At 37.2% G+C, this 25,979-nt stretch carries 2 protein-coding genes; both read right to left on the reverse strand.

What is annotated here, in order from left to right:
* Positions 1 to 426: 426 nt before the first annotated feature.
* The gene (locus APR43_RS17395; RefSeq protein WP_053474376.1) at positions 427 to 1,401 is read right to left on the reverse strand and encodes a type IX secretion system membrane protein PorP/SprF; all 975 of its coding nucleotides are present in this window, start codon (positions 1,399 to 1,401) and stop codon (positions 427 to 429) included.
* Positions 1,402 to 1,444: 43 nt separating this feature from the next.
* A complete protein-coding gene (locus APR43_RS17400; protein WP_088636422.1) occupies positions 1,445 to 25,882 on the reverse strand; it encodes a T9SS type B sorting domain-containing protein in 24,438 nt (8,145 codons plus the stop codon).
* Positions 25,883 to 25,979 lie beyond the last annotated feature (97 nt).

Consider the following 25,979-nt stretch of genomic DNA (forward strand, 5'->3'; position numbering starts at 1 on the left):
AGAATAAAAGAAAGATGGCTATTATGAAATAATACAGAAGCTTTTTTTCTGAAAAGTATAATCTGGGAATTAGATAATAATAATTAAAGTAAAAGAAGCAAAGAAGTGTAAAATAGATAAACAGGTAAATGCGATCGTGCGGATTTGTGTACAAATGCGGTAATGAGAAAACGGTATTTGTAGACGTGAACGCATACGGTATAAATAAAAAAGCGAGGCACAGAACTATATGTTTCGCATAAAGTGAAAATTTTGCTTTCATGAATCAAATTTGATTTATACCGTTTTGACAACCAAAATGATATATTCAAATTTAATGCTATTGCATGTTTATTTCAAATTATTGCGGTAAAAACACATAATGTTGCGACTCGCTTTATAATTTTTGGCTTTTCAGCCTATTTTAAAATAATCGTCTTTTGGCGATTAATCGTGTACCGGACTTTGTGTACAAGGACAGTTACTGATAGCTTGTAAGAAATCGAACCCTATAGTTACCACGTGTGTTCCTGTATTGTAATTTCCTAAATCGTTGAACATAACCTGATATGAATATCCAAAATAAAATTTAGATTTCATGAAACCTGCCATTGGCCCAACTGATAATGGTTTTGGAAACTGGTCGTTTAGGAAACGGTATGAAACTCCAATCCAATAATAATCTTCGTAACGATTATATCTTCTGTACTTGAAGTTAATATCGGTTGTTGAACGTTTATCACTTGCAAAGTACTGATAGAAAACAGATGGTTCGTATTCTATACGGCTATTTTCAGCATCACGAAAAACATAACCAGTATAAACCTGATAGTTTGAAAGCAGGTTTGGTTCTACTCCACGATATTTATCTGTATTTTTCTTTAAAACGTTGTTGGCATTAAAACTTATATAAAAATCTTTATTACGGTACAAAGCACTAATGTCAAAGTTGTTGTTTGCATTGTAACGATTGTCTGTAACTGTTGGATCTATAACAGGATGTTCTATCGTGGTATTGAATTCATCCGTATCAATTCTAAATGTATTGAAGTTGTATGAAATACCAAAAGATAAATACTGTTTTGAGTAATAGTCTAAGATAAGGTGGTGCGCAAAGGATACTTTAGCACCGGTTTGTCTTGTATATCCGTTTTTATCATTATAAAGCGATATACCCACCCCTGAACGATCTAAGATTCTAAAATCGGCATAAAGCGACTGGTTTTGAGGTGCATCTTTAATTCCAACCCATTGTGTTAAACCATTTGCTCTAATTCTAAGGTTGTCACCAATACCTGCATAGGCAGGAGAAAGCACAAACGGGTTATCAGCCAGATACTGAGTAAAAACTGGTAGGTTTAACTCTTGGCTGTAACTTGTTGTTACAGCCATGAGTACTAAGGATAAAATAAACTTTTTCATTGTAATAATTTTTTTAGATAACATCATAAGGGGCTATATTTTGTTATCTGTATAAAGTGAAATGTCCAACAAACTCTCTTGCATCATTCACGTCATTAAGTTTAAGAACATACCAGTAATCACCTGTTGGTAATTCCTCGCCATTGTATCTACCATCCCATTTTTGACCATAATGATATTTAGCAATCTGACGTCCGTATCTATCGAAGATCGCAAACTCAAGATTAGTGTAAATATTTGTACAACCAGGTCCCCAACCACTGTGAGTTCCGTTTGGTGTAAAGTAATTGTCAAGACAAACATCAATGTAAGTCAATGGTATTGTAATTGTGTCAATACATCCGTTTTGATCTCTTACCTTAATTACATAATCTCTAGACTCATAATATTTAAATTTAGTCTCAGATGTAAATGGACCTCCGTCAAAACTGTATTCATAAGCAGGTCTTCCGCCAATTGCAGTTAAAGAAACAATATTCATTTCTTGTTGTCCTCCAGCTAATTGAATATGTAATTTATCAAATGCCTGGATTGTGAAACTTGCTGTTGGCTGGATACATCCGTTTGTATGTCTTGCGTAAATTACGTGATCACCAGGTAATACATCTTTAAATTCATTTGATAATTGATATGGACCAGCTATAACATCTAAAGAGTAATCAACATCAGCAGGATCTACAGAAGGATCTATAGTTACTGTCACTGTATTAGTTTCACAACCGTAAACAACTTCTGCTATTGGATTGATGTCAACTGCCAATGGCACAAGAACCTCAATTTCAAAGTTACATCCATTTGCATCTTTAACATAAGCGGTATGCTTACCTCCTGCAAGACCATCAAATGTATGCTGAGTTCCAGTAATTGGATCAAAAGGACCATTTGGTAAATCAAGACTTACTGTGTAAGGAGCAGTTCCACCAGTGATATCAATTGTAAATTCTCCATTTAAGTCGCCTTTACATTGTTCTCCTAATATTGAGCCTGCTGTAACTATAAGCGGTGCAGCTGGCTGCGTGATTGTGATATCTGTCATTACATAACATCCGTTTTCATCTTGCGCAATTACAGTATACAATCCTGGAGCAAGTTTATCAAACACACTGATTGTATCAAACTGATTTAGATCTGGTGAGATTGCGTATTTAATAACTCCTGTTCCTCCTGTTGCAGTTACTACAATTTTACCATTGTTTTCACCGAAACATGTAACATTAGTTGGCGTAAACACAGCTTGTAAAGCAACTGACGGCTCGTTGATTGTAATTACAGCAGATGCATCATCACAATCTCCACTTTCTACTTTTACAATGTAATCTCCAATTACTAAGTCTTCGAAGATTCCAGTAGCCTGAGGACCTTGGATAATAGTTCCAGCAGTATTCTCTAATGTATAGATATAGTTTCCTAAACCTCCTTTAGCTTCTGCTACGATAACTCCCGTAGCTTCACCTGTACATTTTACAACTGCATTTGTTACATCAACCTCAATGTTAAGCGGTTCAAGAGGATCAATTGTGATCTCATTAGAAACATAACCTACACATCCTGCAGCATCTTTTACATAGTAGCTGTATTTACCAACAGCAACCGGGAACGTAACTGATGCATTGAATGAACCAATAGTTGTTGCAAAATTAGCATCAGTACTATAAGTGTAAGGAGCTGTTCCGCCCACTGCGCTTAATGTAAGTGTTGCCTGAGTTAAACATGTTTGTGAACTAGCTTCAACTAAAGTTGGAATAACCTCTGTTGGCTCATTGATCACAATATTTGCTGAAGTTGCAGAACAACTAAATCCGTCAGTAACTGTAATACTATAAGTTCCAGCACCTAAACCTGTGAATATTGGGCTAAGTTGTGGTCCAGAACTAATAACTGGATTTGCTGAAAGAATATTTAAAGTATACTGATAGTTACTTCCTTGTCCACCTGTTGGAGGGTCTACTGTAATTATTGCAGTTTTATCTCCAAAACATGTTAGTGTTGTAGCACTTGCTGATGCAGTAACCACGATTGGTGCCGGAACAACTAATACTTCTGTTGCTGTAGCGATACAACCTACATTATCTCTAACGTTAATTGTATAGTTACCTGCTGATAATCCTGACCACACGAATTGAGCTGAGTAGTCAACTAATGTTGTACCATTCAATACCAATTGGTATTCGTATTTATTATCCCATCCGCCTGCTGCTGAAGCAGTGATTTCTCCGTCGTTATTTCCTGTTACACAAGTAATATCCGATTTCGCTGTTGTTACTGTAAGAGCTGCTGTTGGCTGCTCAATTGTGAACAATGTAGAAACTGTACAGAATGGGTTGTTTACTAGTGTTGCAACAACTGTGTATTGACCAGCAGTTAAGTTAGAAATACTAACCGGACCTGCATTTGTTGTTGTTCCGTTACTTGGAACTGGTCCTGTAATTACATAGTTGAATGCACCTGCATCATTTGTTGGGTTTAACTGATTATCTACAAAAGTTAAATCAACGCTTCCGTTTGCAGTACCGTAACAGATTTGTCCGTTAACTGGTGTTACATTAATATCAAAAGTATTAGGATCATTAACATAATGTGCTTGTACAATTGAACATCCTGTAGCAAGGTTTGTAACGGTAATTAAATAATTTCCGATAGTTAATCCTGTAAAGACACCAGTTGTATTTGACTGATTGTATGTATTTCCATCAGTTCCGGCAACATTGTAATTCAATATTGCTGGTGTTCCTCCAATAGATGTTACCGATACAGTAATATCTTCATTAGAAATACAAGTTACAGCAGTATTTACAGCAACATTTATTTGATCTAAACGAATGAAAGGATTTACTCTAATTATTCCTGTACTAGATCCCATACATCCTTTATCATCGTAAACATTTACTGTATAGTCACCACCTGTAAAGTCTGACTCGCTGTAAGCATTTGATGGACCTCTTTGAACTACAACTCCACCTTTAATGAACTCATAGATTGTATAAACTCCAGAACCACCAACAACGTTATTTACTGTAATAACTGCATAGTTTGAAACGTTTGTTCCAGTTGTACAATTGTATTGTGTGATAACTGGTGCGTTAACTGTAATTAGGTTTGGTTCGCTGATTCTAATATCTTCAGAATCCACACAACCTCTACCAGAAGTTACTGTTACCGTATAATCTCCAGCCTGAAGGTTATCAAAAATGTTTTGAGTCTGAGCTGGTCTGTTAACCGCTACTCCTAAAGCTGTAGTTCCTGTTAATGTATACGTATAAACCGGGTTATCGTTTACGCCTGGTGCACTTGGAGCTAAATTAGCCGTGATTGAACCATCTGAATTACCTCTACAAGAAACATTTGTTCCGTTTAAAGTAAATCCAGTAATAACTGTTGCCGGATCAATTACGATTGTAACGTTAAAGTCACAAGTTGTTAATACATCTCTCACTCTGATAACGTGTGTACCCGGAGCAACGTTGTTAAATACAGCCGGTGTAGTATTTATGCTTACACCTCCGTCTAAAGTATATCTATAATTAGCTGTTCCTGAACCTCCTGTTGCAGTAGCAGTAATTACACCATTATTAAATGTACAACTTGGTAATGTTGTAACTGTAGTCTCTAACTGTAATCCCGGAGTGATCGTTACTGCAGCAGTTGCTGTAGCTGTACATCCGTTTGCATCTCTTACTGTTACGTCGTATGTTCCTGCAGCGTTTACAGTAAATGTAGGGCTTGCTTGGAATCCTGCTCCAATACTGTATTCGTAAGGTGCTACACCAGAACCAACAGTAACTGTAAATGTATATTCACCTGCTGCCGTAGGACATTGGCTAGTAACATTAGCTGTTATTGCAGTTGGTAATGGATCTACCGCAATTGTTATTGGGATAAATGTTTCACAACCTTTAGAATCTAATACGTATGCTCTCCAGTTTAAGCTTACTGACGGATCTAAAACAGCATTATTACTGTTTGTATAATCTGCTGATGTTGGAGTTCCTGCTCCTGCGATGAAAGCATATTTATAATCTGGTGTTCCCCCTGCAGCTGTTACACTAACCTGAGCACCTGAATTACAATTAGCATTTACATTTGAAGCCACAGTCAATGTTAATACTGAAGGCTGACCAACAGTTACTGAAGCTGAAGCTGTACATCCTGTTGTTGTGTCAGTAACTTCTACTGTATACGTACCGATTGGTAAGTTTGTCAGCGTTACTACTTTTCCAACTTGAGTTAAAGTTCCTGTAGTTGGTCCTCCAATTAAAGCAGCTGTGTAAGCTCCGCCAAAATTGTCAACATCAAATTTCACTGATCCGTTTGAACCTCCGTTACAGCTTACGTCATTTACTAACTGACCTGCTGCTGTAATGTTTACTAATGGATCAACAGTGTAATAGATATCATCTTTACATCCGTTAGCGTCTGTTACCTGGAATAAGTAAGTATCTGCTGTTAGACCTGTAAAGATTCCGTTTGCTGCACCAGAAACATTTGTAACGGCGCTAGCTGGAGAAAGAATCTCGTAGTGTAATGCACCAACACCATGTGAAACAGTTACAGTAACTGTACTTGTTGTGTTAGCAGCTGGTGTACACCAAATATCTGTTCCTGTTACAGAATCGATTACTGGAGCATCTAGTGCCGGAATTGTAACACTTACCGGTACTGCAATTGTACAATTATTAGCATCTTTTACCGAAGCTGTAACTGTTCCTGCATTATAAGTAGTGAATGTGTTCGTTGCACTATAATTTATTCCATTAAAACTGTATTGGTAAGGTGCTGTTCCTGTTCCTGCAGTTACATTGATTGTAACAATTGCTGGCTGAGTAGCATTACCTGTTCCACAAGTTAAACTTTGAGTTAATACCGCAGTTGCAGCAAGAGCCGTCGGCTCCGTAATTGTAGCTTGTACGATTACTGAAGAACATTGTTTAGCATCACGAACAACGATGTCATAAGTTCCTGCGATTAATCCTGTGAAAACATTTGAAGCTTGGAAGGCTCCTCCATTGATACTGTACTCATATGGTACAACACCATTAGCAGCAGTAACAATGATACTTCCGTTATTTCCTCCTACACAGCTAACATTAGTTTGTGTAAATGTTGCTGATGGAGTTGTTGTTGGAGTTACTATTACCGGAATAGAAACTGCCTGACATCCCTGACTGTCTGTTACTCTGAAAGTATAAGTTCCAGCAGCTGTAGCCGTGTAAGGTGATGTTGCAGGGAAGTATCCTCCTGCATTAAAGTCAACTTCGAATCCTGTGTAAGTAAGAGTACCCTGAGTTGCCAATAGTGTAATAACAGCTGATCCTGCACAAGTTAAATCTTGTGTTAAACTAGCTTGTAATAATAATTCCTGATTTAATTTATAAGGGCTTGAAACGATACAACCGTTACCATCTTTAATATAGAATGTGTAGTTTCCTGGCGCATTCAATACAAAGTTAGGGCTAGATTGGTATCCGTTACCAATGCTGTATGTTGGTGTTCCAACATAAGTTCCTGTAATTGTAATTGGCACCGGACCTCCTGTGTAGCAATATAATCCAGCTGATGAATTGATTGTTGGCAATGCATCTGTAGCAATTGTTACATCAATTTTAGTTGTACATCCGTTTGCATCCATTGCATAAACATCCCATTGTGTATTTACAGTTGGGTCTAATACAGCGTTTGCAACAGTATCGTAATCTAAAACATTTGGAGTAACTCCGTCTTCAACGAATACATATTTATAAACCGGAGTACCGCCAGAAGCAAGAACTTCAACTTTAGCACCGAAATTACAATTTGCATTTATGTTGCTTACTACGTTAAGAGCTATAGCTGTTGGCTGAGCCACAACTACTGAAGCAGTAGCTGTACATCCAGTAATTGCATCAGTAATAAGAACTGTATAAGTTCCCGGAACTAATCCTGTCACATTTACAGTATTTCCTGTTATAGCTAATGTACCAGTACCTGCTGTTAATACTGCTGTGTAAGTTCCTGTGTAATTTGCAACTGTAAATTTAACCGCTCCATTTGATTGTCCATTACAAACCACATTACTTACTAATTGACCTGCAACTGTAATATTTGTTACCGGATTAATAGTATATGATTCTTGGTAAGTACAACCATTAGCATCTGTCACTTGGAATAAGTAAGTGTCTGGAGTTAATCCTGCAAATACCGCTGAAGTTTGTTTTGCTACAGCGATTGGAGAAAGAATCTCATATTGAAGTGTTCCTACACCATTAACTACGTTACTAATCGTAACTGTACTTGTTGTACTTGCGGCTGGAGCACAATAAATTGGTGTTCCATTAATATCCATATTTGTCGGCGCATTTAACGCTGGAATAGTGATAGTAACTGGCGTAGCAATGATACAGTTATTAGCATCTTTTACATAAGCTGTAATTGTACCTGCATTATAAGTAGTCAACGTATTTGTTGTACTGTAATTTATTCCTCCGTTAAAACTGTATTGGTAAGGTGCTGTTCCTGTTCCTGCAGTTACATTGATAGTAACAATCGCAGGTTGAGTTGAATTACCTGTACCACAAGTTAATCCTTGCGTTAACACAGCTGTTGCTGCTAAAGCTGTCGGCTCAGTAATTGTAGCTTGTACGCTTACTGAAGAACATTGTTTAGCATCACGAACAACGATGTTGTAAGTTCCTGCAACTAATCCTGTGAATATATTTGAAGCCTGGAAAGCTCCTCCGTTGATACTGTACTGATATGGAACAACTCCATTTGCAGCAGTAACAATAATACTTCCGTTATTTCCTCCTATACAGCTCACATTAGTTTGTGTAAATGTTGCCGTTGGAGTTGTCGTTGGTGTAACTACTACCGGAATAGAAACTGCCTGACATCCTTGGCTGTCTGTTACTCTGAAAGTATAAGTTCCAGCAGCTGTAGCCGTGTAAGGTGATGTTACAGCAGCATATGCACCCGCGTTAAACGATACTTCGAATGTTGTGTAAGTAAGAGTACCCTGAGTTGCCAATAATGTGATACTCGCTGATCCTGCACAAGTTAAATCTTGTGTTAAAGTAGCTTTTAACAACAATTCCTGACGTAATGTATAAGGGCTTGAAACAATACAGCCGTTAGCATCTTTAATATAGAATACATAGTTTCCTGGCGCATTCAATACAAAGTTAGGGCTAGATTGGTATCCGTTACCAATGCTGTATGTTAAAGGTGCAACACCTGTTCCTGTTATAGTAATTGGTACTGGACCTCCTGTGTAGCAATATAATCCAACTGATGAATTGATTGTTGGCAATGCATCTGTACCAATTGTTACATCAAGTTTTACTGTACATCCGTTTGCATCCTTAGCATAAACATCCCATAGAGTATTTACTGTTGGTGCTAATACTGCATTTGCACTATTTGTATAATCTGCAGCAACTGGTGTAACACCATCCTGAACAAATGCGTATGTATAATTTGGTGTTCCTCCGTTTGCTAAAACAGTCACTTTTGTACCGAAATTACAATTTGCATTTACGTTGCTTACTAAGTTAAGACCTAGAACTGTTGGCTGAGCCACAACTACAGAAGCAGTTGCTGTACATCCTGTCGTTCCATCAACAACCTGAACTGTATATGTTCCAGGAACTAATCCTGTTACGTTTACAGTATTTCCTGTTTGAGTTAATGTACCTGTTCCTGCAGTTAATGTTGCAGTATAAGAAGTTCCATAATTAGCAACAGTAAATCTAACTGCTCCATTTGCACTTCCGTTACAAGTAACGTTACTTATTAATTGACCTGCAACTGTAATGTTAGTTACCGGTAAAACAGTATATGATTCTTGGTAAGTACAACCGTTAGCATCAGTCACCTGGAATAAGTAAGTATCTGGAGTTAATCCTGCAAATACCGCTGAAGTTTGTTTCGCCACAACAATTGGAGAAAGAATCTCATATTGAAGTGTTCCAACTCCGTTAATTACGTTACTAATTGTAACTGTACTTGTTGTACTTGCCGCTGGAGCACAATAAATTGGTGTTCCGTTAATATCCATATTTGTCGGCGCATTCAACGCTGGAATAGTGATAGTAACTGGCACTGCAATGATACAGTTATTAGCATCTTTTACGTAAGCTGTAACTAATCCTGCATTATAAGTAGTCAACGTATTTGTTGTACTATAATTTGTTCCTCCGTTGAAGCTGTATTGGTAAGGAGCTGTTCCTGTTCCTGCAGTTACATTGATTGTGACAACTGCTGGTTGAGTAGCATTTCCTGTACCACAAGTTAATCCTTGCGTTAACACAGCTGTTGCAGCTAAAGCTGTCGGTTGAGTAATTGTAGCTGGTACGCTTACTGAAGAACATTGTTTAGCGTCACGAACAACGATGTTGTAAGTTCCTGCAATTAATCCTGTGAATATGTTTGATGTTTGGAAAGCTCCTCCATTAATGCTGTACTGATATGGAGTAATTCCATTTGCAGCAGTAACAGTAATACTTCCGTCATTTCCTCCAATACAGCTTACGTTTGTTTGTGCTAATGTTGCTGTTGGAGTTGTTGTTGGAGTTACTACTACCGGAATAGAAAGTGCCTGACATCCTTGGCTGTCTGTTACTCTGAAAGTGTAAGTTCCAGCAGCAGTAGCCGTGTAAGGTGATGTTGCAGTAACATATCCACCTCCGTTAAAGTCAACTTCAAATCCTGTGTAAGTTGTAGTTCCCTGAGTTGCCAATAATGTAATACTAGCTGATCCTGCACAAGTTAAATCTTGCGTTAAAGTAGCATTTAATAATAATTGTTGGTTTAATGTATAAGGAACTGAAACAATACAGCCATTAACATCTTTAATCGAGAATGTATAAGTTCCTGGTGCATTCAATACAAAGTTAGGACTAGACTGGAATCCGTTACCAATACTGTATTCAGCTGTAGCTCCTACAAAAGTTCCAGTAATTGTAATTGGTACTGGACCTCCTGTATAACAATATACTGAAGCAGTTAAGTCAATTGTTGGTAACGCATCTGTACCGATTGTTACATCTAATTTAACTGTACATCCGTTTGCATCTTTTGCATAAACATCCCATAATGTGTTTGTAGCCGGAGCTAATACAGCGCTTGCACTATTTGTGTAATCTGCAGCTACCGGAGTAACACCATCCTGAACGAATGCGTAAGTATAGTTTGGTGTTGCACCTGAAGCAATAACTTCAACTTTTGCACCAGAATTACAATTTGCATTTACGTTGCTAACCAAGTTGATGCTTAGAGCTGTTGGCTGAGTAACTACAACTGAAGCAGTTGCAATACATCCTGTAATATCATCAGTAACCTGAAGAGTGTATGTTGCCGGAACTAATCCTGTAACGTCAACAGTATTTCCTGTTTGTGTTACCGTACCTGTTCCTGCTGTTAATGTTGCAGTATATGTTCCTCCAAAGTTTGCAACTGTGAATTTAACGGCACCATTTGCTTGTCCGTTACAAATTACATTACTTACTAATTGACCTGCAACTGTAATATTAGTTACCGGAGCAACTGTGTATGATTTTTGATCTTTACATCCGTTAGCATCAGTTACTTCAAATAAGTAAGTATCCGGAGCTAATAATGTGAATATTCCGCTAGCAGCACCTGAAACATTTGAAGTTGCACTAGCTGGTGATAAAATTGCGTAAGCTAAAGTACCAACACCATTTGTTGTAGTGATAGTAACTGTACTTGTAGTACTAGCCGCCGGAGCACAATAAATTGGTGTTCCAGTAATGTTTGTAATTGTTGGCGGATTTAACGCTGGAATATTAACTCCATTTGTTAAAGTGAATATACATCCTTTAGCATCTTTAACTAAAACATTGAATGTTGTTCCAGCAAAAGCTTCGTATGTATTTGTACTTGTATAAGTTACACCGTTATCAAAACTATATAAGTATGGAGCAGTACCATCTGCAGCTGTTACAGTAACTACTGCTTTTGTTGGTACATTTCCTGCAGCACATGTCAATGCTGTAGTTAAAGCAGACGTTGCTGTTAATGCTGCCGGCTGCGTTATTGTGATTGGCGTACCTGGATAAAGACAAGATTTAGCATCTCTTACCGTAATAGTATATGCAGTACCTGCCGCTAATCCTGTAAATACATTTGATGTTTGGAAAGCTCCACCATCTAATTGATATTGATAAGGACCAACTCCTGAAGTAACATTTACCGTAATTGTTCCATCTGTACCTCCATTACAACTTACATGTGTTTCAACAGTAGTAAATAATGTAGGCTGGATAGGATCTAATGTTAAAGTAGTAGTTGCCTCACATGCTGTTGGCAATTTAGCATCATTTACTTTGAACATATAGTTAGCTAAAACACTAGTTGTTAGAACATTTGATGGCATCAAGGTATAGTTAAGACCTCCATCAGTAGAATAATAATAAGTGTATGCTGTGTTGTAACCTCCTGTAGCTGTTAATGTAATTTGAGCGTCTGGAGTTACAGTACAATCTAGTTCTTTTGTTAATGCTGCACTTAAGTGTAGCTGTGGTTTAACTTCATAAGTTGTAGTTGCTGTACAACCATTACCATCTTTAATTACTAAAGTATAAGTACCTGAAGCATTAAACGTGAAGCTTGGACTTGTTTGGAAAGTACTTCCGTTTACGCTGTAAGTAGCTCCTCCAACTGCTGGATCAACTGTTCCAGAAATTGCAAATGTGAATGGATTACCGTCATAACAAATTCCAGCTGGTGCTGTAATTGTTGGATCGACATCTTTATTTAATGTAATAGCTGCGAATTTGATACAGCCATAAGCATCTTTTGCGTAAGCAATGTAGTTTCCTGCATTTCTGTTAAATGTATTTACAGAAGCCCAACCTGTAGAAGCTGCTGTTGGTGCAGGATCTGTAGACAATAATAATTGATATGTATATGGACCTGTTCCGTCTTTTGCAACAGCTGTAATTACACCAGAGTTTGGATTACAATTTGCATTTTTAGTAACTGAAGCCGTAACTGATAAATCAATAGCAGATTCAGTAATGTTAAATGTATTACTAGCAACACTACAACCTGCATTAGTTCCACCTGCAGTTTCTTTAATTACAACAACGTAATTTCCAAAACCTAATGCACCAATGTTGTTAATTGGAAGTGAACCATTAGCAGGTACTGTACCTGTTCCGGTAACACCTGTAGTAACCATAGTGAAAGAATTGAATATCTCATAACTAATAGGCGTTGGTGTTGGATATGTACTATTTACTGTCAATGAAACATTTCCATTATTGCTTCCTTTACAAGTAACATTGTTAGCTGTTAATCCAGTTACAGTTAAAGTAGAGTTAGTTGGAATAGGGAATTGAGCTGTTTCATAGTAGTAACAACCTGTTCCTGCATCATGAACGATGAAAGTATATTTAACTCCTGGTAATAAGTTTGGTATGCTTGTTTTTTTACTTCCTGGGTTTACTCCTGCAGGAACTCCTAAAACGTCTTCATCATACCACGGTAAAGTAGTTGGAGAAGTATAAGTCATTCCAGGACCTGTGTAAACAGCGAAGTGGAATGGCCCATTACCTGTAATATTAGTAGATGCAGCACCAATAGCTACAACTGCTGAACCTAAAGAAGAACAATCAGCTGGCGGTGGTGTTACTGTAATATCAAGATCATTTGGCGGTGAAGCAACAAATATATTTTGCTCTATATTAGTACAACCATTTGCATCTGTAATGATAATTTGGTATAAACCAAAGTCAACTACTTCGAAAACAACTGAAGCTCCAGTTTGACCTGTAATTTGTTTGTTATATCCATTTACTCCGGTTACATGATAAGTATAATTAGGAGTTCCTCCTGTAACAGAAGTAATTGTAATAGCTCCTAATGAAACACCTAATGCACCACAAGTAATAGGCGTAATTGTTCTGTTTACTACGATTGGTGTTGGCTGAGCAATATTAATATTATCTGTATCTGTACATCCTTTTGCATCAGTTACAGTAATTACATAATTACCAGCAGCTAGGCCAGAAGTTTGTGAACCGTAATTAACTCCTGTAGTTGTATTTAAAACAGTATATACAAATGGTGCTTGTCCTTGTGTATTATCGATTGTAATAGCGATTGCTGCAGTAGCATCACCATTACAGTTTATACTTTGAGTTTGTGTAACTCCTGTAATGTCTGGATTAACTGGAGTTGTAACGATAACCGCAGTAGATGTAGCTGTACAACCTCTAGAATCAGTTACTGTGAAAGTGTATGATCCTGCTGTATTAGTTGTAAATACATTTCCAGCAATTGTTCCTGTATTAGGAGAAGCTGTATAAGTAAATGGTCCGCTTCCTCCTGCTGGTGTCAAAGTAATTTGAGCATCAGTTGGAACTGAACATGTAATGTCCTTGTCTAATGTCGCATTTAGTGTTAATGCGTTATTTACTAAAACAACATTACTATCTGCTGTACATCCGTTACCATCTTTAATTCTGATAGTATAACTTCCAGGTGTAGTAACAACAAACGTGTTACCTGCCTGATATGAAGCTCCTCCATTAATACTGTAGCTCAATGGTGCTACTAGTCCAACTCCCGGAGTTGCTGTAATAGTATAGCTTCCTACACCAAAACACTGACCCGCTGCAGAAGCTGTAACAGTTGGAACAACATCTTTAGCTATAGTAATATCTAATTTAAATGTACATCCGTTTGCATCTATAACGTGAACGTCCCAGTTTAAGTTAACAGCTGGATCTAAGTTTGCTTTGTTATTGTTTGAATAAGCTCCTACCGCAGCACCATCCTGAACAAATGAATATCTGTATATAGGCGTTCCTCCAGTTGCTGTAACTGTAACTGCTGAAGTACTAACAAAACAGTTAGCATTTACCGCAGCATAAGTTGCAGATAAAGCAGCTGCCGGTTGATTAATAGTAATCGAAGCGTTAGCTGTACAACCTGTTACTTCATCTGTAATAACAATTGCGTAAGTATTTGCTGTTAAATTTGGTAAAGTTACAGTTCCAGTATTAACTCCTGTTACTGCCGTACCTCCATTAACTGTATAAGAATATGTAGAACCGAAACCTGAAACAGTTAATCTTATAGATCCTGTATTTCCTCCGTTACATAATACATCACTTAATTTACTAGCTAAAACAGTAATTGGAGTTACCGGATTAACTGTATATGATTCTGTATAATAACATCCGTTAGCATCGGTAACTTTAAACATATAAGTACCTGGTGCAAGATTTGCAAAAGCATTAGATGTTTGTTTAGGAATGATAACCGGAGATGGAGCAATTGTTTCGTATTGTAAAGTTCCAACACCATTTGTCGCTGTTAAAGTAACAGTAGTTGTTGTAGCCGTACAAGTAACTGCCGGAGCAGCAAATGTTAAATCTGTTGGAGAGTTTAATCTCAATAAAGTTCCATTACCTGTTACCGGACATCCTTTTGCATCTCTTACTGAGTAAGTATAAGCTTGGTTAGTTCCGTTATCATTTAATGTTAAAACATTATTTGAGCTGTACCCGCTTCCGTTGAAGCTGTATTCGTAAGGAGCAGTTCCTGTTCCTGCTGTAACATTAATTGTAACTGTTCCTGCTACTTTAGCATTTGAAGTGTTACATGAGAACGGAACTTCAACTACTGTAGCAGCTAATGTTAAAGGCTGCGTAATTGTAACTGCTACTGATCCAGTACAGTTTTTACTGTCTTTTACATAGAAAGTATAAGAACCTGCAGCTAATCCTGTAAATACCGGATTTGCAGCAAATGGTCCTGCAACATTGTTGCTATATGTAAATCCGCCTGATCCTCCAGCACCTGTTAAAGTAACTGAACCATTTGAACTTCCATTACAGCTTGCATTTACCTGAACAGCTGTAACTGTTGGGTTTGTAATAGGAGCAACTGTAACAACTGCAGTTCTTGTACAGCTGTTAGAATCTGTAATTACAAATGTATAAGTATCTGCATTTGCAGGTGTTACTGTGTATGTAAATGTTGGTCCCGAAATAGGTGCACTTGCTGCACTTGGAGCACCAGCACCTTTTTGTACTGTATAAGTATATGTAGATCTACCTCCGCCTATTGTAACTGTAATTGTTGCATTTGGAGTAGCTGTACAATCTAATGTTTTTGTAACTGTACCAGCAGCTGTTAATTGCGGGTAAACCACTGTTGCAGCCGGAGCCGCAGCAATACATCCGTTTTTATCTTTTACATAAACGGTATAAGTTCCTGCAGCTACTGAGAAAGTATTACTTGTTTGGAACGCTCCAGTTGGACCATTAATTCCGTAAGTTAATGGTGCTAAACCTGTAGCAGTCGCAGTAATAGTGAATCCGCTTCCAGAAGCTGTACATTGATTATTAACCGTTACGTTAGTAATCGCTGGCATTGCATCCAAAATAACTGTAGCTGTTGATTTAGCAATACAGCCATTTGCATCTTTCACGTAAACATCCCAAACTAAATCAGCTCCAGAATTAGTATCTACTGTTAAAACAGCACTATTTCCGTAAGTTGAAGTTGGAACTGTTGACGGGCTTTTCGCGAAAGAGTAAGTATAATTTGGTGTACCGCCTGTAGCTGTAACCGTAATTTGTGAATTATCGTTATTACAATTAACATTAGTTCCTACAGCTGTAGTAATTGCTAAAGCAGCCGCTGGCTGACCAATAACAATGCTTGCAGAATTAGTACATCCTGTTGCAGTATCTGTTACCTGAACAGTATAAGTTCCTGCAGCAACATTTGATAATGTTAATGTATTTCCTGATTGTGTTAATGTTCCTGATCCTAAAGTTCCTGCTGTTAAAGTAAATGTATAAGCACCAACTACAGCATTACCAGAAACTGTATAAGTTCCAGATCCCGTTGAACCTCCTCTACATAAAACATCACTTGTTTTATTTCCAGTAATTGCAATTGGAGTAACTGGATTTACAATGTAAGGTTCTGTATAATAACATCCGTTTGCATCTGTAACTCTAAAAGTATAAGATCCAGGTGCAAGATTTGCGAATGAATTTGATGTTTGTTTAGCAATGATTACTGTCGATGGAGCGATTGTTTCGTATTGCAAAGCTCCAACTCCATTTACTGCTGTCAAAGTAACAGTTGTTGTTGTTGCTGTACAAGTAACAGCCGGATTAGCAAAAGTTAAGTCTGTTGGAGGGTTTAGTCTCAATAAAGTTCCTGAACCTGTAACCGGACATCCTTTTGCATCTCTTACTGAGTAAGTATAAGGCTGATTAGCACCATTGTCATTTAATGTTAAAACATTATTTGAGCTGTATCCGCTTCCGTTGAAGCTGTATTCGTAAGGAGCAGTTCCTGTTCCTGCCGTAACATTAATTGTAACTGTTCCTGCAACTTTAGCATTTGAAGTGTTACATGTAAATGGAACTACTGCAACTGTTGCTACTAATGTTATAGGCTGAGTGATTGTAACTGCTACTGATCCAGAACAGTTTTTGCTGTCTTTTACGTAGAAAGTATAAGTACCAGCTGCTAATCCCGTAAATACCGGATTAGTTGTAAATCCTGTTGTTGGGTTATTACTGTATGTGAAACTACCTGATCCTCCGGCACCTGTTAAAGTAACTGAACCATCTGCAGCGCCATTACAGCTTGCATTTACCTGAACAGCCGTAACCGTTGGATTTGCAATTGGGGCAACAGTAACAACTGCTGTTCTCGTACAGCTGTTAGAATCTGTAATTACAAATGTGTAAGTATCTGCATTTGCAGGTGTTACTGTATAAGTAAATGTTGGTCCTGTAATTGGTGCGCTTGCTGCACTTGGCGCACCAGCTCCTTTTTGTACTGTGTAAGTATATGTAGATCTTCCACCGCCAATTGTAACTGTAATAGTTGCGTTTGGAGTAGCTGTACAATCTAATTCTTTTGTAACTGTACCAGCTGCTGTTAATTGTGGGTAAACTACTGTTGCAGCCGGAGCTGAAGCAGTACAGCCGTTTTTATCTTTTACACTTACTGTGTAAGTTCCCGCAGCAACTGTAAATGTATTTGAAGTTTGGAAAGAAGTTCCATCAATACTATATGTCAATGGAGCTAAACCTGTAGCAGTTGCAGTAATAGTGAATCCGCTTCCAGAAGCTGTACATTGATTGTTAACCGTTACATTAGTTATAGCCGGCATTCCATCCAAAATAACTGTAGCTGTTGATTTAGCAATACAGCCATTTGCATCTTTCACGTAAACATCCCAAACTAAATCAGCTCCAGAATTAGTGTCTACTGTTAAAACATTACTAGCGCCATAAGTCGATGATGGTACTGTTGATGGGCTTTTCGCGAAAGCGTAAGTATAATTTGGAGTACCTCCTGTTGCTGTAACTGTAATATTTGAATTATCATTATTACAATTTACGTTTGTAGCAACTGCTGTCGTAATTGCCAATGCAGCCGCTGGCTGACCAATAACAATACTTGCAGAATTAGTACATCCTGTTGCAGTATCTGTTACCTGAACAGTATAAGTTCCTGCAGCAACATTTGATAATGTTAATGTATCTCCTGATTTTGTTAATGTTCCTGATCCTAAAGTTCCTGCTGTTAAAGTAAATGTATAAGCACCTACTACAGCATTACCAGAAACTGTATAAGTACCAGATCCTGTTGAACCTCCTCTACATAAAACATCACTTGTTTTATTTCCAGTAATTGCAATTGGAGTAACTGGATTTACAATGTAAGGTTCTGTATAATAACATCCGTTTGTATCTGTAACTCTGAAAGTATAAGATCCAGGTGCAAGGTTTGTGAATGCATTTGATGTTTGTTTTGCTCTAATTACTGTCGATGGAGCAATTGTTTCGTATTGTAAAGTTCCTACTCCATTTACTGTTGTTAAAGTAACAGTTGTACTTGTAGCTGTACAAGTAACCGCTGGAGAAGCAAAAGTTAAATCTGTTGGAGGGTTTAGTCTCAATAAAGTTCCTGAACCTGTAACCGGACATCCTTTTGCATCTCTTACTGAGTAAGTATATGGCTGATCTGCACCGTTGTCATTTAATGTTAATACATTATTTGAGCTGTATCCGCTTCCATTGAAGCTGTATTCGTAAGGAGCTGTTCCTGTTCCTGCTGTAACATTAATAGTAACTGTTCCTGCTACTTTAGCATTTGAAGTGTTACATGTAAATCCTACAACGGCAACTGTAGCTGCTAAAGTACTTGGCTGCGTAATTGTAACTGCTACTGATCCTGTACAACCTTTACTGTCTTTTACATAGAAAGTATAAGAACCTGCCGCTAATCCGTTAAATACTGGATTAGTAGTAAATCCTGTTGTTGCATTATTACTGTATGTGAAACTACCTGATCCTCCAGCACCTGTTAAAGTAACTGAACCATCTGCAGCTCCATTACAGCTTGAATTTGTCTGAGCAGCTGTAACCGTTGGGTTTGAAATTGGGTCTACTGTAGTTACTGCTGTAGCCTGACATCCATTAGCATCTGTAATTACAAATGTATAAGTGTCTGCATTTCCAGGAGTAACTGAGAAAGTAAATGTTGGTCCTGCAATAGAAGCGCTTGGTGCACTTGGAGTACCTGAACCTTTTCTAGATGTATATGTAAATGGAGTTCTTCCCCCGCCAATTGTAACTGTAATTGTTGCGTTTGGAGTAACTGTACAATCTAATTCTTTTGTAACAGCACCTACAGCTGTTAACTGTGGATAAACTACTGTTGCAGCCGGAGCTGAAGCAGTACAGCCGTTTTTATCTTTTACACTTACTGTGTAAGTTCCCGCAGCAACGTTAAAAATATTTGAAGTTTGGAAAGAAGTTCCATCTATACTATATGTCAACGGAGCTAAACCTGTTCCTGTTGCAGTAATAGTAAACGAATTACCTGAACCTGTACATTGGTTATTGATTGCTGCAGTTACGCTTGGTAAATTATCTGTAGCAATAGTAACTGTATTTTTTGTTGTACAGCCATTTGCGTCTTTCACGTAAACATCCCAAACTAAATCAGCTCCAGAATTAGTGTCTACTGTTAAAACAGCACTATTTCCATAAGTCGATGATGGTACTGTTGATGGGCTTTTCGCGAAAGCGTAAGTATAATTTGGCGTACCGCCTGCAGCCGTAACTGTAATTTGTGAATTATCGTTATTACAATTTACATTAGTAGATGCTGCTGTAAATGTTAATACATTTGCAGGCTCTGCAATAATAATACTTGCTGTATTTGTACAACCTGTTGCATTGTCTCTTACTTGTACAGAATATGTTCCTGCAGCAACGTTTGCTAATGTTAATGTATTTCCTGATTTTGTTATTGAGGCAGCCGCCGCAGGAGGTGTTACTGTATAAGTATAAGCACCAACTGTTGCATTACCAGAAACTGTAAAAGTTCCAGATCCTGTTGCTCCTCCTTTACAAAGAGCATCACTTGTTTTATTACCAGCAACTGAAATTGGACTTACAGCATTGATAATATATGGTTCTTCATAATAACATCCGTTAGCATCAGTAACTTTAAAGTTATAAGTTCCCGCTGCTAATCCAGCAAATACTCCTGTAGTATTTGTTGCTACAGATGCTGCTGGTGATGTAATTGCATACGTTAAAGTCCCTACTCCATTCGTGGCAGTAGCAGTAACTGTAGTTGTAGTTGCTGTACAAGTAACCGCAGCATTACTAAATGCTAAATCTGTTGGAGGGTTTAATCTGTTAATTGTAACTGTTTGAACTGGAGTTTTACAACCTTGTGCATCACTAACTACATAAGAAATAGTTTGGTTTGTTCCATTATCTGTTACAGATAATGTACGCGTGCTTGTAAAAGTTGTCCCTCCGTCAAAACTATATTGATAAGGAGCTGTACCTGTTGTTGGAACAGCAATTGTTACAGTAGCCGCTTGTTTAACATTTGAAGCATTACATGAAAATGCAGTTGCACTTGCAGTAGCTGTTAATGTTGTTGGCTGCGTAATAGTAATATTTCCAACTGCAGATTTACAACCTTTACTATCCATTACCTGGAATGTATAAGTTCCTGCAGCTAATCCTGTGTAATCTGATTGAGCAATAAATGTTGCACTTCCGTTGAAACTGTAAGTATATCCTCCAGATCCACCTGCTCCGACTAATTGAATAGAACCTGTTGAAGCTCCATTACATGTTGCATTTACTTTTGTAGCTGTAACTGTTGGATTTGAAATTGGATTTACAACTGCGCTAGTTGTAGTAATACAACCTTTTGAATCTGTAATTTCAAAAGTATAAGTATTTGCAGTTGTTGCAGTATATACAAATGAATTACCTGTTACATTGTTACTACCACTGTAAGTTCCTGAACCTATTTTAACTTTATATTTAAATGCACTTGTACCTCCCGTAATAGAAACTGTGATAGTAGCATTTGGAGAAGTAGTACAATCTAACGTTTTAGAGATTGTTGCGCTTCCTTCTAATTCAGGTGCAATTACAATGTTGCTAACTGTAGCTGTACAGTTATTACTGTCTGTTACAACAACATTATGTGTACCAGGACCTACATTCGTAAATGTATTTGAAGTTTGTGCAGCTCCGCCGTCTAAACTATAAGTTAAAGTTCCTGTTCCTGTAGCTGTTACTACAAGTGTTGCCTGATTAGTAGAATCATAACATAAATCTGAACTCGCAGCTAATGAAGCTGTTGGAGCTGTTGGATTATTAATATTTACAGTAGCTGAAGCTGGAGAAGTACAAGCGTTTGCATCTCTAACCACTATTCTATATGTTCCTGAAGCAACGTTTGTAAATATATTCGAAGTTTGGAATGGTACTACAACTGTAGTTCCATTAGATTGTCTTAACTCATATTGGTAAGCCGGTGTCCCTCCTGTTACTGTTGCGGTAATAGAAGCGCCAGTTGTACAAGTAGGCTGAGCCGTAACCTGAGCTGTAACTGCTAATGCTGCTGGTGCAGTAATAGGTTGAGAGAATGGGAAGCTACAAGTCGATGCACTATTGTTGAAACGAACTTGAATTGAATAGGTTTGGCTTGTTAAACCTGTTACAGTTACAGGAGATACTTTAGAATTTACCCAGGTAGTTCCATTATTCATAGAATAATCGAATCCGTATGGAAGATTAAAGTTTTCTGCTGCTAATGTAATTTCTCCGTTATTTCCTCCATTACAAGTAACATTTTTAACTCCTGTTATAGAAGCTGTAAATGCTTTATTACTGTCGATAACAATAGGGAAATCTTTTTGAGTAATACATGATTTTGGAATCTGACGTACCCAGATATCATCGATAACTAAGTCATTACCTCCATATTCAGTACTTCCTGAACGAATTCTGAAAGTAAGGTTTGTGTTATTTCCTGGATTTAACGAGATGTTTATTGGAACCCATTTTGTTCTGTTAGCATCATTTGCTGCTTCAGCAATTTTACCTGTATCTTCAGTAGCAACAACATTACCAGAACCATCAACCAATTCGAATCTTACAATTGGAGCTGCTCCGGTTACACCTGTATTTAATAAGTTACCTACATATAAGGAAACCATTACAGGCTGATTTGGGATAACATCAATAATTGGTTTGCTATATAAAACTCCATAAGGTCCTGCTGCACCACCAATATTTACTAATAAATATCTTCCGTTTGCATCTGTTCCATTTGTTGTATGGTCTTTAAAGTGGTACCAAGCTGTATCACCTCTCCAGAAGAAACTTGTAACTGAGTATTGGTTATCTTCAACAGAACGAGTTGGAGTTCCGTTTAAAGAACAAGTATATGGAGGGTTAACTCTTTGGTCGTTGAAACAGTAAGCCGATGCAATACCAGGAGTTGTTGTAGTTCCTCCAGAACCAAAATCTTCTTGTAATAAATTACTATAAGTTGGTACTGAAACTAAATTGTATTTTACACTTACTGTGTGAGATCCTGATGGAACATTTACAAAAACGTTCGAAGGAGTATTTGTGTTTAAAACATTATCTAAATAATATTCATAGCTGTAATTTGCCCCACCACCATTTGTTACCGTTACAGTACTTGTTGCAGTTCCATTACAATTAAATACTGGTGCTCCAACTGCAATTGTAGGGTCTGCAGGTTTTGGATCTAATATAACTCCAGGCATTGCGAACGTACAGCCTTTTGAATCTCTAACATAAAGTGTATAAGTTCCCGGTGCTACGTAAGCTTCATTTGATGTTCCGTAAGTTGTTCCTCCGTTAAAGCTATATGTGTAAGGAGGAGTTCCGCCTTGAGGGTTTGTAATACGTACTTTACCAAAACCATTACCTGATGGATCACAACCTGCTAATTCAGAAACACCCGCAGAAGCACTTAATGCATTTGCAGGAGCTGTAATTGTAATAGTAGTTGTCGGATCAGTACATGTAGTTCCTGATAAAGTATATTTAACTACAACATTATAAGTACCGCCTGTTAAATTAGAGAAAACAGGAGTAGTGCTAAATGTTGCACCATTGTCAATACTGTATTGTAAAGTATATCCGTTTGCGTTTGTAACATTAATATTTATTTGAGCTGTACCGCCGTTACAATTAATTTCTGTATTTGTTATATTGTAAACAGGCTTAGGATTTCCTGTAACTGTAATTGATGTTGTTGCCTCACAGTTATTAGAATCAACTAAACGAATATTATATGTTCCAGCTGTTGTAAAAGTAATTTCGTTTGAAGTAAGGAAAGTGGTCGATCCATTTACAAAGAAGAAATACGGAGCTGTTCCACCTGAACCCGATAATGTAATTTTACCATCGCTACATGCTGTAAGAGGTGTTGTCAAGGCTGCAGTTGCTACTAGAGGAGCTGCAATGTTATTTATAGAAATAACACTTGACACATTACAAGTTGGAGCTGGTGTACCGCCAATTGGTGCATTTGTAACTCTTACCCTGTAAGTGGTTCCAGGATTTAAATTAGCAAAAGTATAATCTGAAGCTGCAATAGGCCCAACACTATTTACAAGTGCATTTGTAGCATTATTATATAAGTAATAATAATATTGCGGGTCTATATTTAAAGCACCTACTTTTATACTTCCTTTATCTCCGTAACAAGTTGGTTGAGTTACTGCTGTAGTAATCTGTAAGTCTCTGCTTCTAATAAGAATACCCGGAACAGAAAAAATACATGGATTAGTAGCAACACCAATTTGTCTGATATAAACAGTATAAGAGTTAGGAGTTGTAATATTGAAAGTATTACTTGTTTGATATGCTCCTACTGCACCACTAGGATCTGTTCTGATAGCATATTCATAACCTGCAGGCACGCCGCCAATTGTAATACTTCCAGGAACACCACAAATAATATCTTTATGTGTTTCTGTTGGAGTTAACAAATTCGTATAAACATTAAAGTAGAAACGGTTGAAACATCCTCCCGCATAATTTAATGTTACTCGAAATTGTCCTGCCTGGTTTGCCGTATAATTTGGCCCTGAACCAACACTAGCCCATGTACAGGCAGCATTTTCATTGGCACAATTTTGATTTGTAACAGCAGTACAACTTCCTTCATTTAATTTCTCCCAAACAATACTTGTTGCGTCAGAAATACTTGTAGTAATTTGTCTGACAGCATTTGAACCACACAAGAAAATATTTGGTAATTTTTTTCCATCATTAGAACAAGTTACTACCTGATCTGCGAAAGGAATTACCGGATTTTCTACTGTTGCTCCAAATCTTGTTACAACAAATGACTGATAGATTGATCTACAAGGTGCAGCAGCGAGATTATAAACATAATAAGTTCCAGGATCTTTTACATTAAATACTTGTCCTTTTCCTATTTCAATAGTTCTTGCTTCATCACTATACCAAGTATAATCTGAATAACCATTAGCAGCTGTTAAGTTAATATTTGCTCCACAAAGTGTAACGTTCGTGGTGTATTTACAACCATCTACTCCAACTAAAAAGTTTGTCGCTTTTGGAACTAAAATACATCCTGTATTGGTATTAACACTCGGGTCATCAGAAATTGTAAAACTTGTATTTTGCTGTCCTTTGTACGTTGCATAAGCAGAGTTGTCAATACTATTAGAACAAGCCTCACTTAAACTTTGACAATCAGGAACAACCTTAACCTTAAAGCTTATAATTTTTTCAGGGTCACCAACTTTAACAATGTTGTTGTTTATTGCAAAAACAATATTTCTTGTCGTTGCATTATAACTTTGAACCGTTACCCCAGTTGGTAACGAAACAATATCAGCCGGATAATTGAAAATAATATTAATAGGCAGCTGATCTCGAATTGTAAATGAGGTAGCATTATCATTACCTGTATTTTTAAAACCAATTTCGTAGTTTAACTGCTGTCCTAAAGTAACATTTTGCCCGCCAATATTTGCTCCTAAATTATTTTTTACAATTTTAGTTAAAACAATTTTCGGTTCAATAATCTCAACGTTAAAAGCATTGAAAAAGAGTCCATAACCGTCTCCTCCCGTACTAAGCTTTAATTGTGCCGAGGTATCGTTGTTTTTAATAATTGCATTTGCGGCATTATTAAGATTTATAATCCCGGCTTCAAATCCCAGCGTATTACCACTACTCGGTGTTCGGTCTGTATAGGGACCATTAACGTCATTAAACGTACTATTAAAGAAGTTATTTACATTACGTTCAGTAGTAAAAATATCAGTATTATTGATAGAGTATTTATCCCCTGTAAGGTTAACGTCTCCCTCTAAAGCAGCAAAAGCCAGTTTTGCTTTTACAACTCCTGTTGGAATTGTTTTAAAACCTGTTAAGTCATAAGTTACAGGTCCACTAGATGCTTGTATCCAACGAAGACCATCGAAAGAAGTGATATATTTTGCAGATGATTTTGGATCTTCATAAACCACAAATAAATTCCAACCTGCAGAAAAACCTCCATTGATTCCACCTCTTCCAGAAATAATATTAGCAACTGTATACGTTCCTTCAGGATTTGCTAATCCTTGTACCATCGTTGTTAGATCATAATAGTATGCATAAGGCATCTGATCACCATTTGACGTCGTTGGATAGTAATCATAAATTAATGATCCTGAAATATTCGTATAAGCTGTTTGATTTGGAAGTTTAATCTTAATTGAACCAAGATTAGCACGATTTACAGTACCATTGTCAACAGTACCTTTACTGTAAATACCAGCCCAATAAAGACCTGCATATACTATTTTATAACATTCTCTACTAGATTGCGGAACAGTTAAATTTGCCGAACTCGAACTAAACGTAGTATTGTCACTATCAATATCAATATATTGCATAGTAAGGTCGTTATTGTTCTGGTTCGTCGCATTGAACGCATTGTTCGGCCGCTCACCATTCTTATTGTTATCTCTATTCAAAATATTATTACCTATCAAGAGCATATCACCTTTTAAACTTTGGTCAAAGCGAGGGGTGAAATCCTTTTGAGAGAACATAATAAAACTCTGTATAAAAAATAATACAGTTAAAACTAATTTTAAAGTAGTAGGTTTCTTCATGTTACTATGGTTTCAGTTTAACTGTTGTTCTTTGAAGGGGCATTCAAAGAACAACATTCAATCTTAATTTAAATTTATGTTTTTACTTTCCTTCTTC

It is taken from the genome of Flavobacterium sp. NLM (genome assembly GCF_002210235.1).
In the GTDB taxonomy this organism is placed as follows: Bacteria; Bacteroidota; Bacteroidia; order Flavobacteriales; family Flavobacteriaceae; genus Flavobacterium; species Flavobacterium panici.

Bases quoted from the DNA above. Each gene is read 5' to 3' on its own strand.
- APR43_RS17395 (WP_053474376.1), bottom strand. From the start codon at position 1,401: ATGAAAAAGTTTATTTTATCCTTAGTACTCATGGCTGTAACAACAAGT.
- APR43_RS17400 (WP_088636422.1), bottom strand. From the start codon at position 25,882: ATGAAGAAACCTACTACTTTAAAATTAGTTTTAACTGTATTATTTTTT.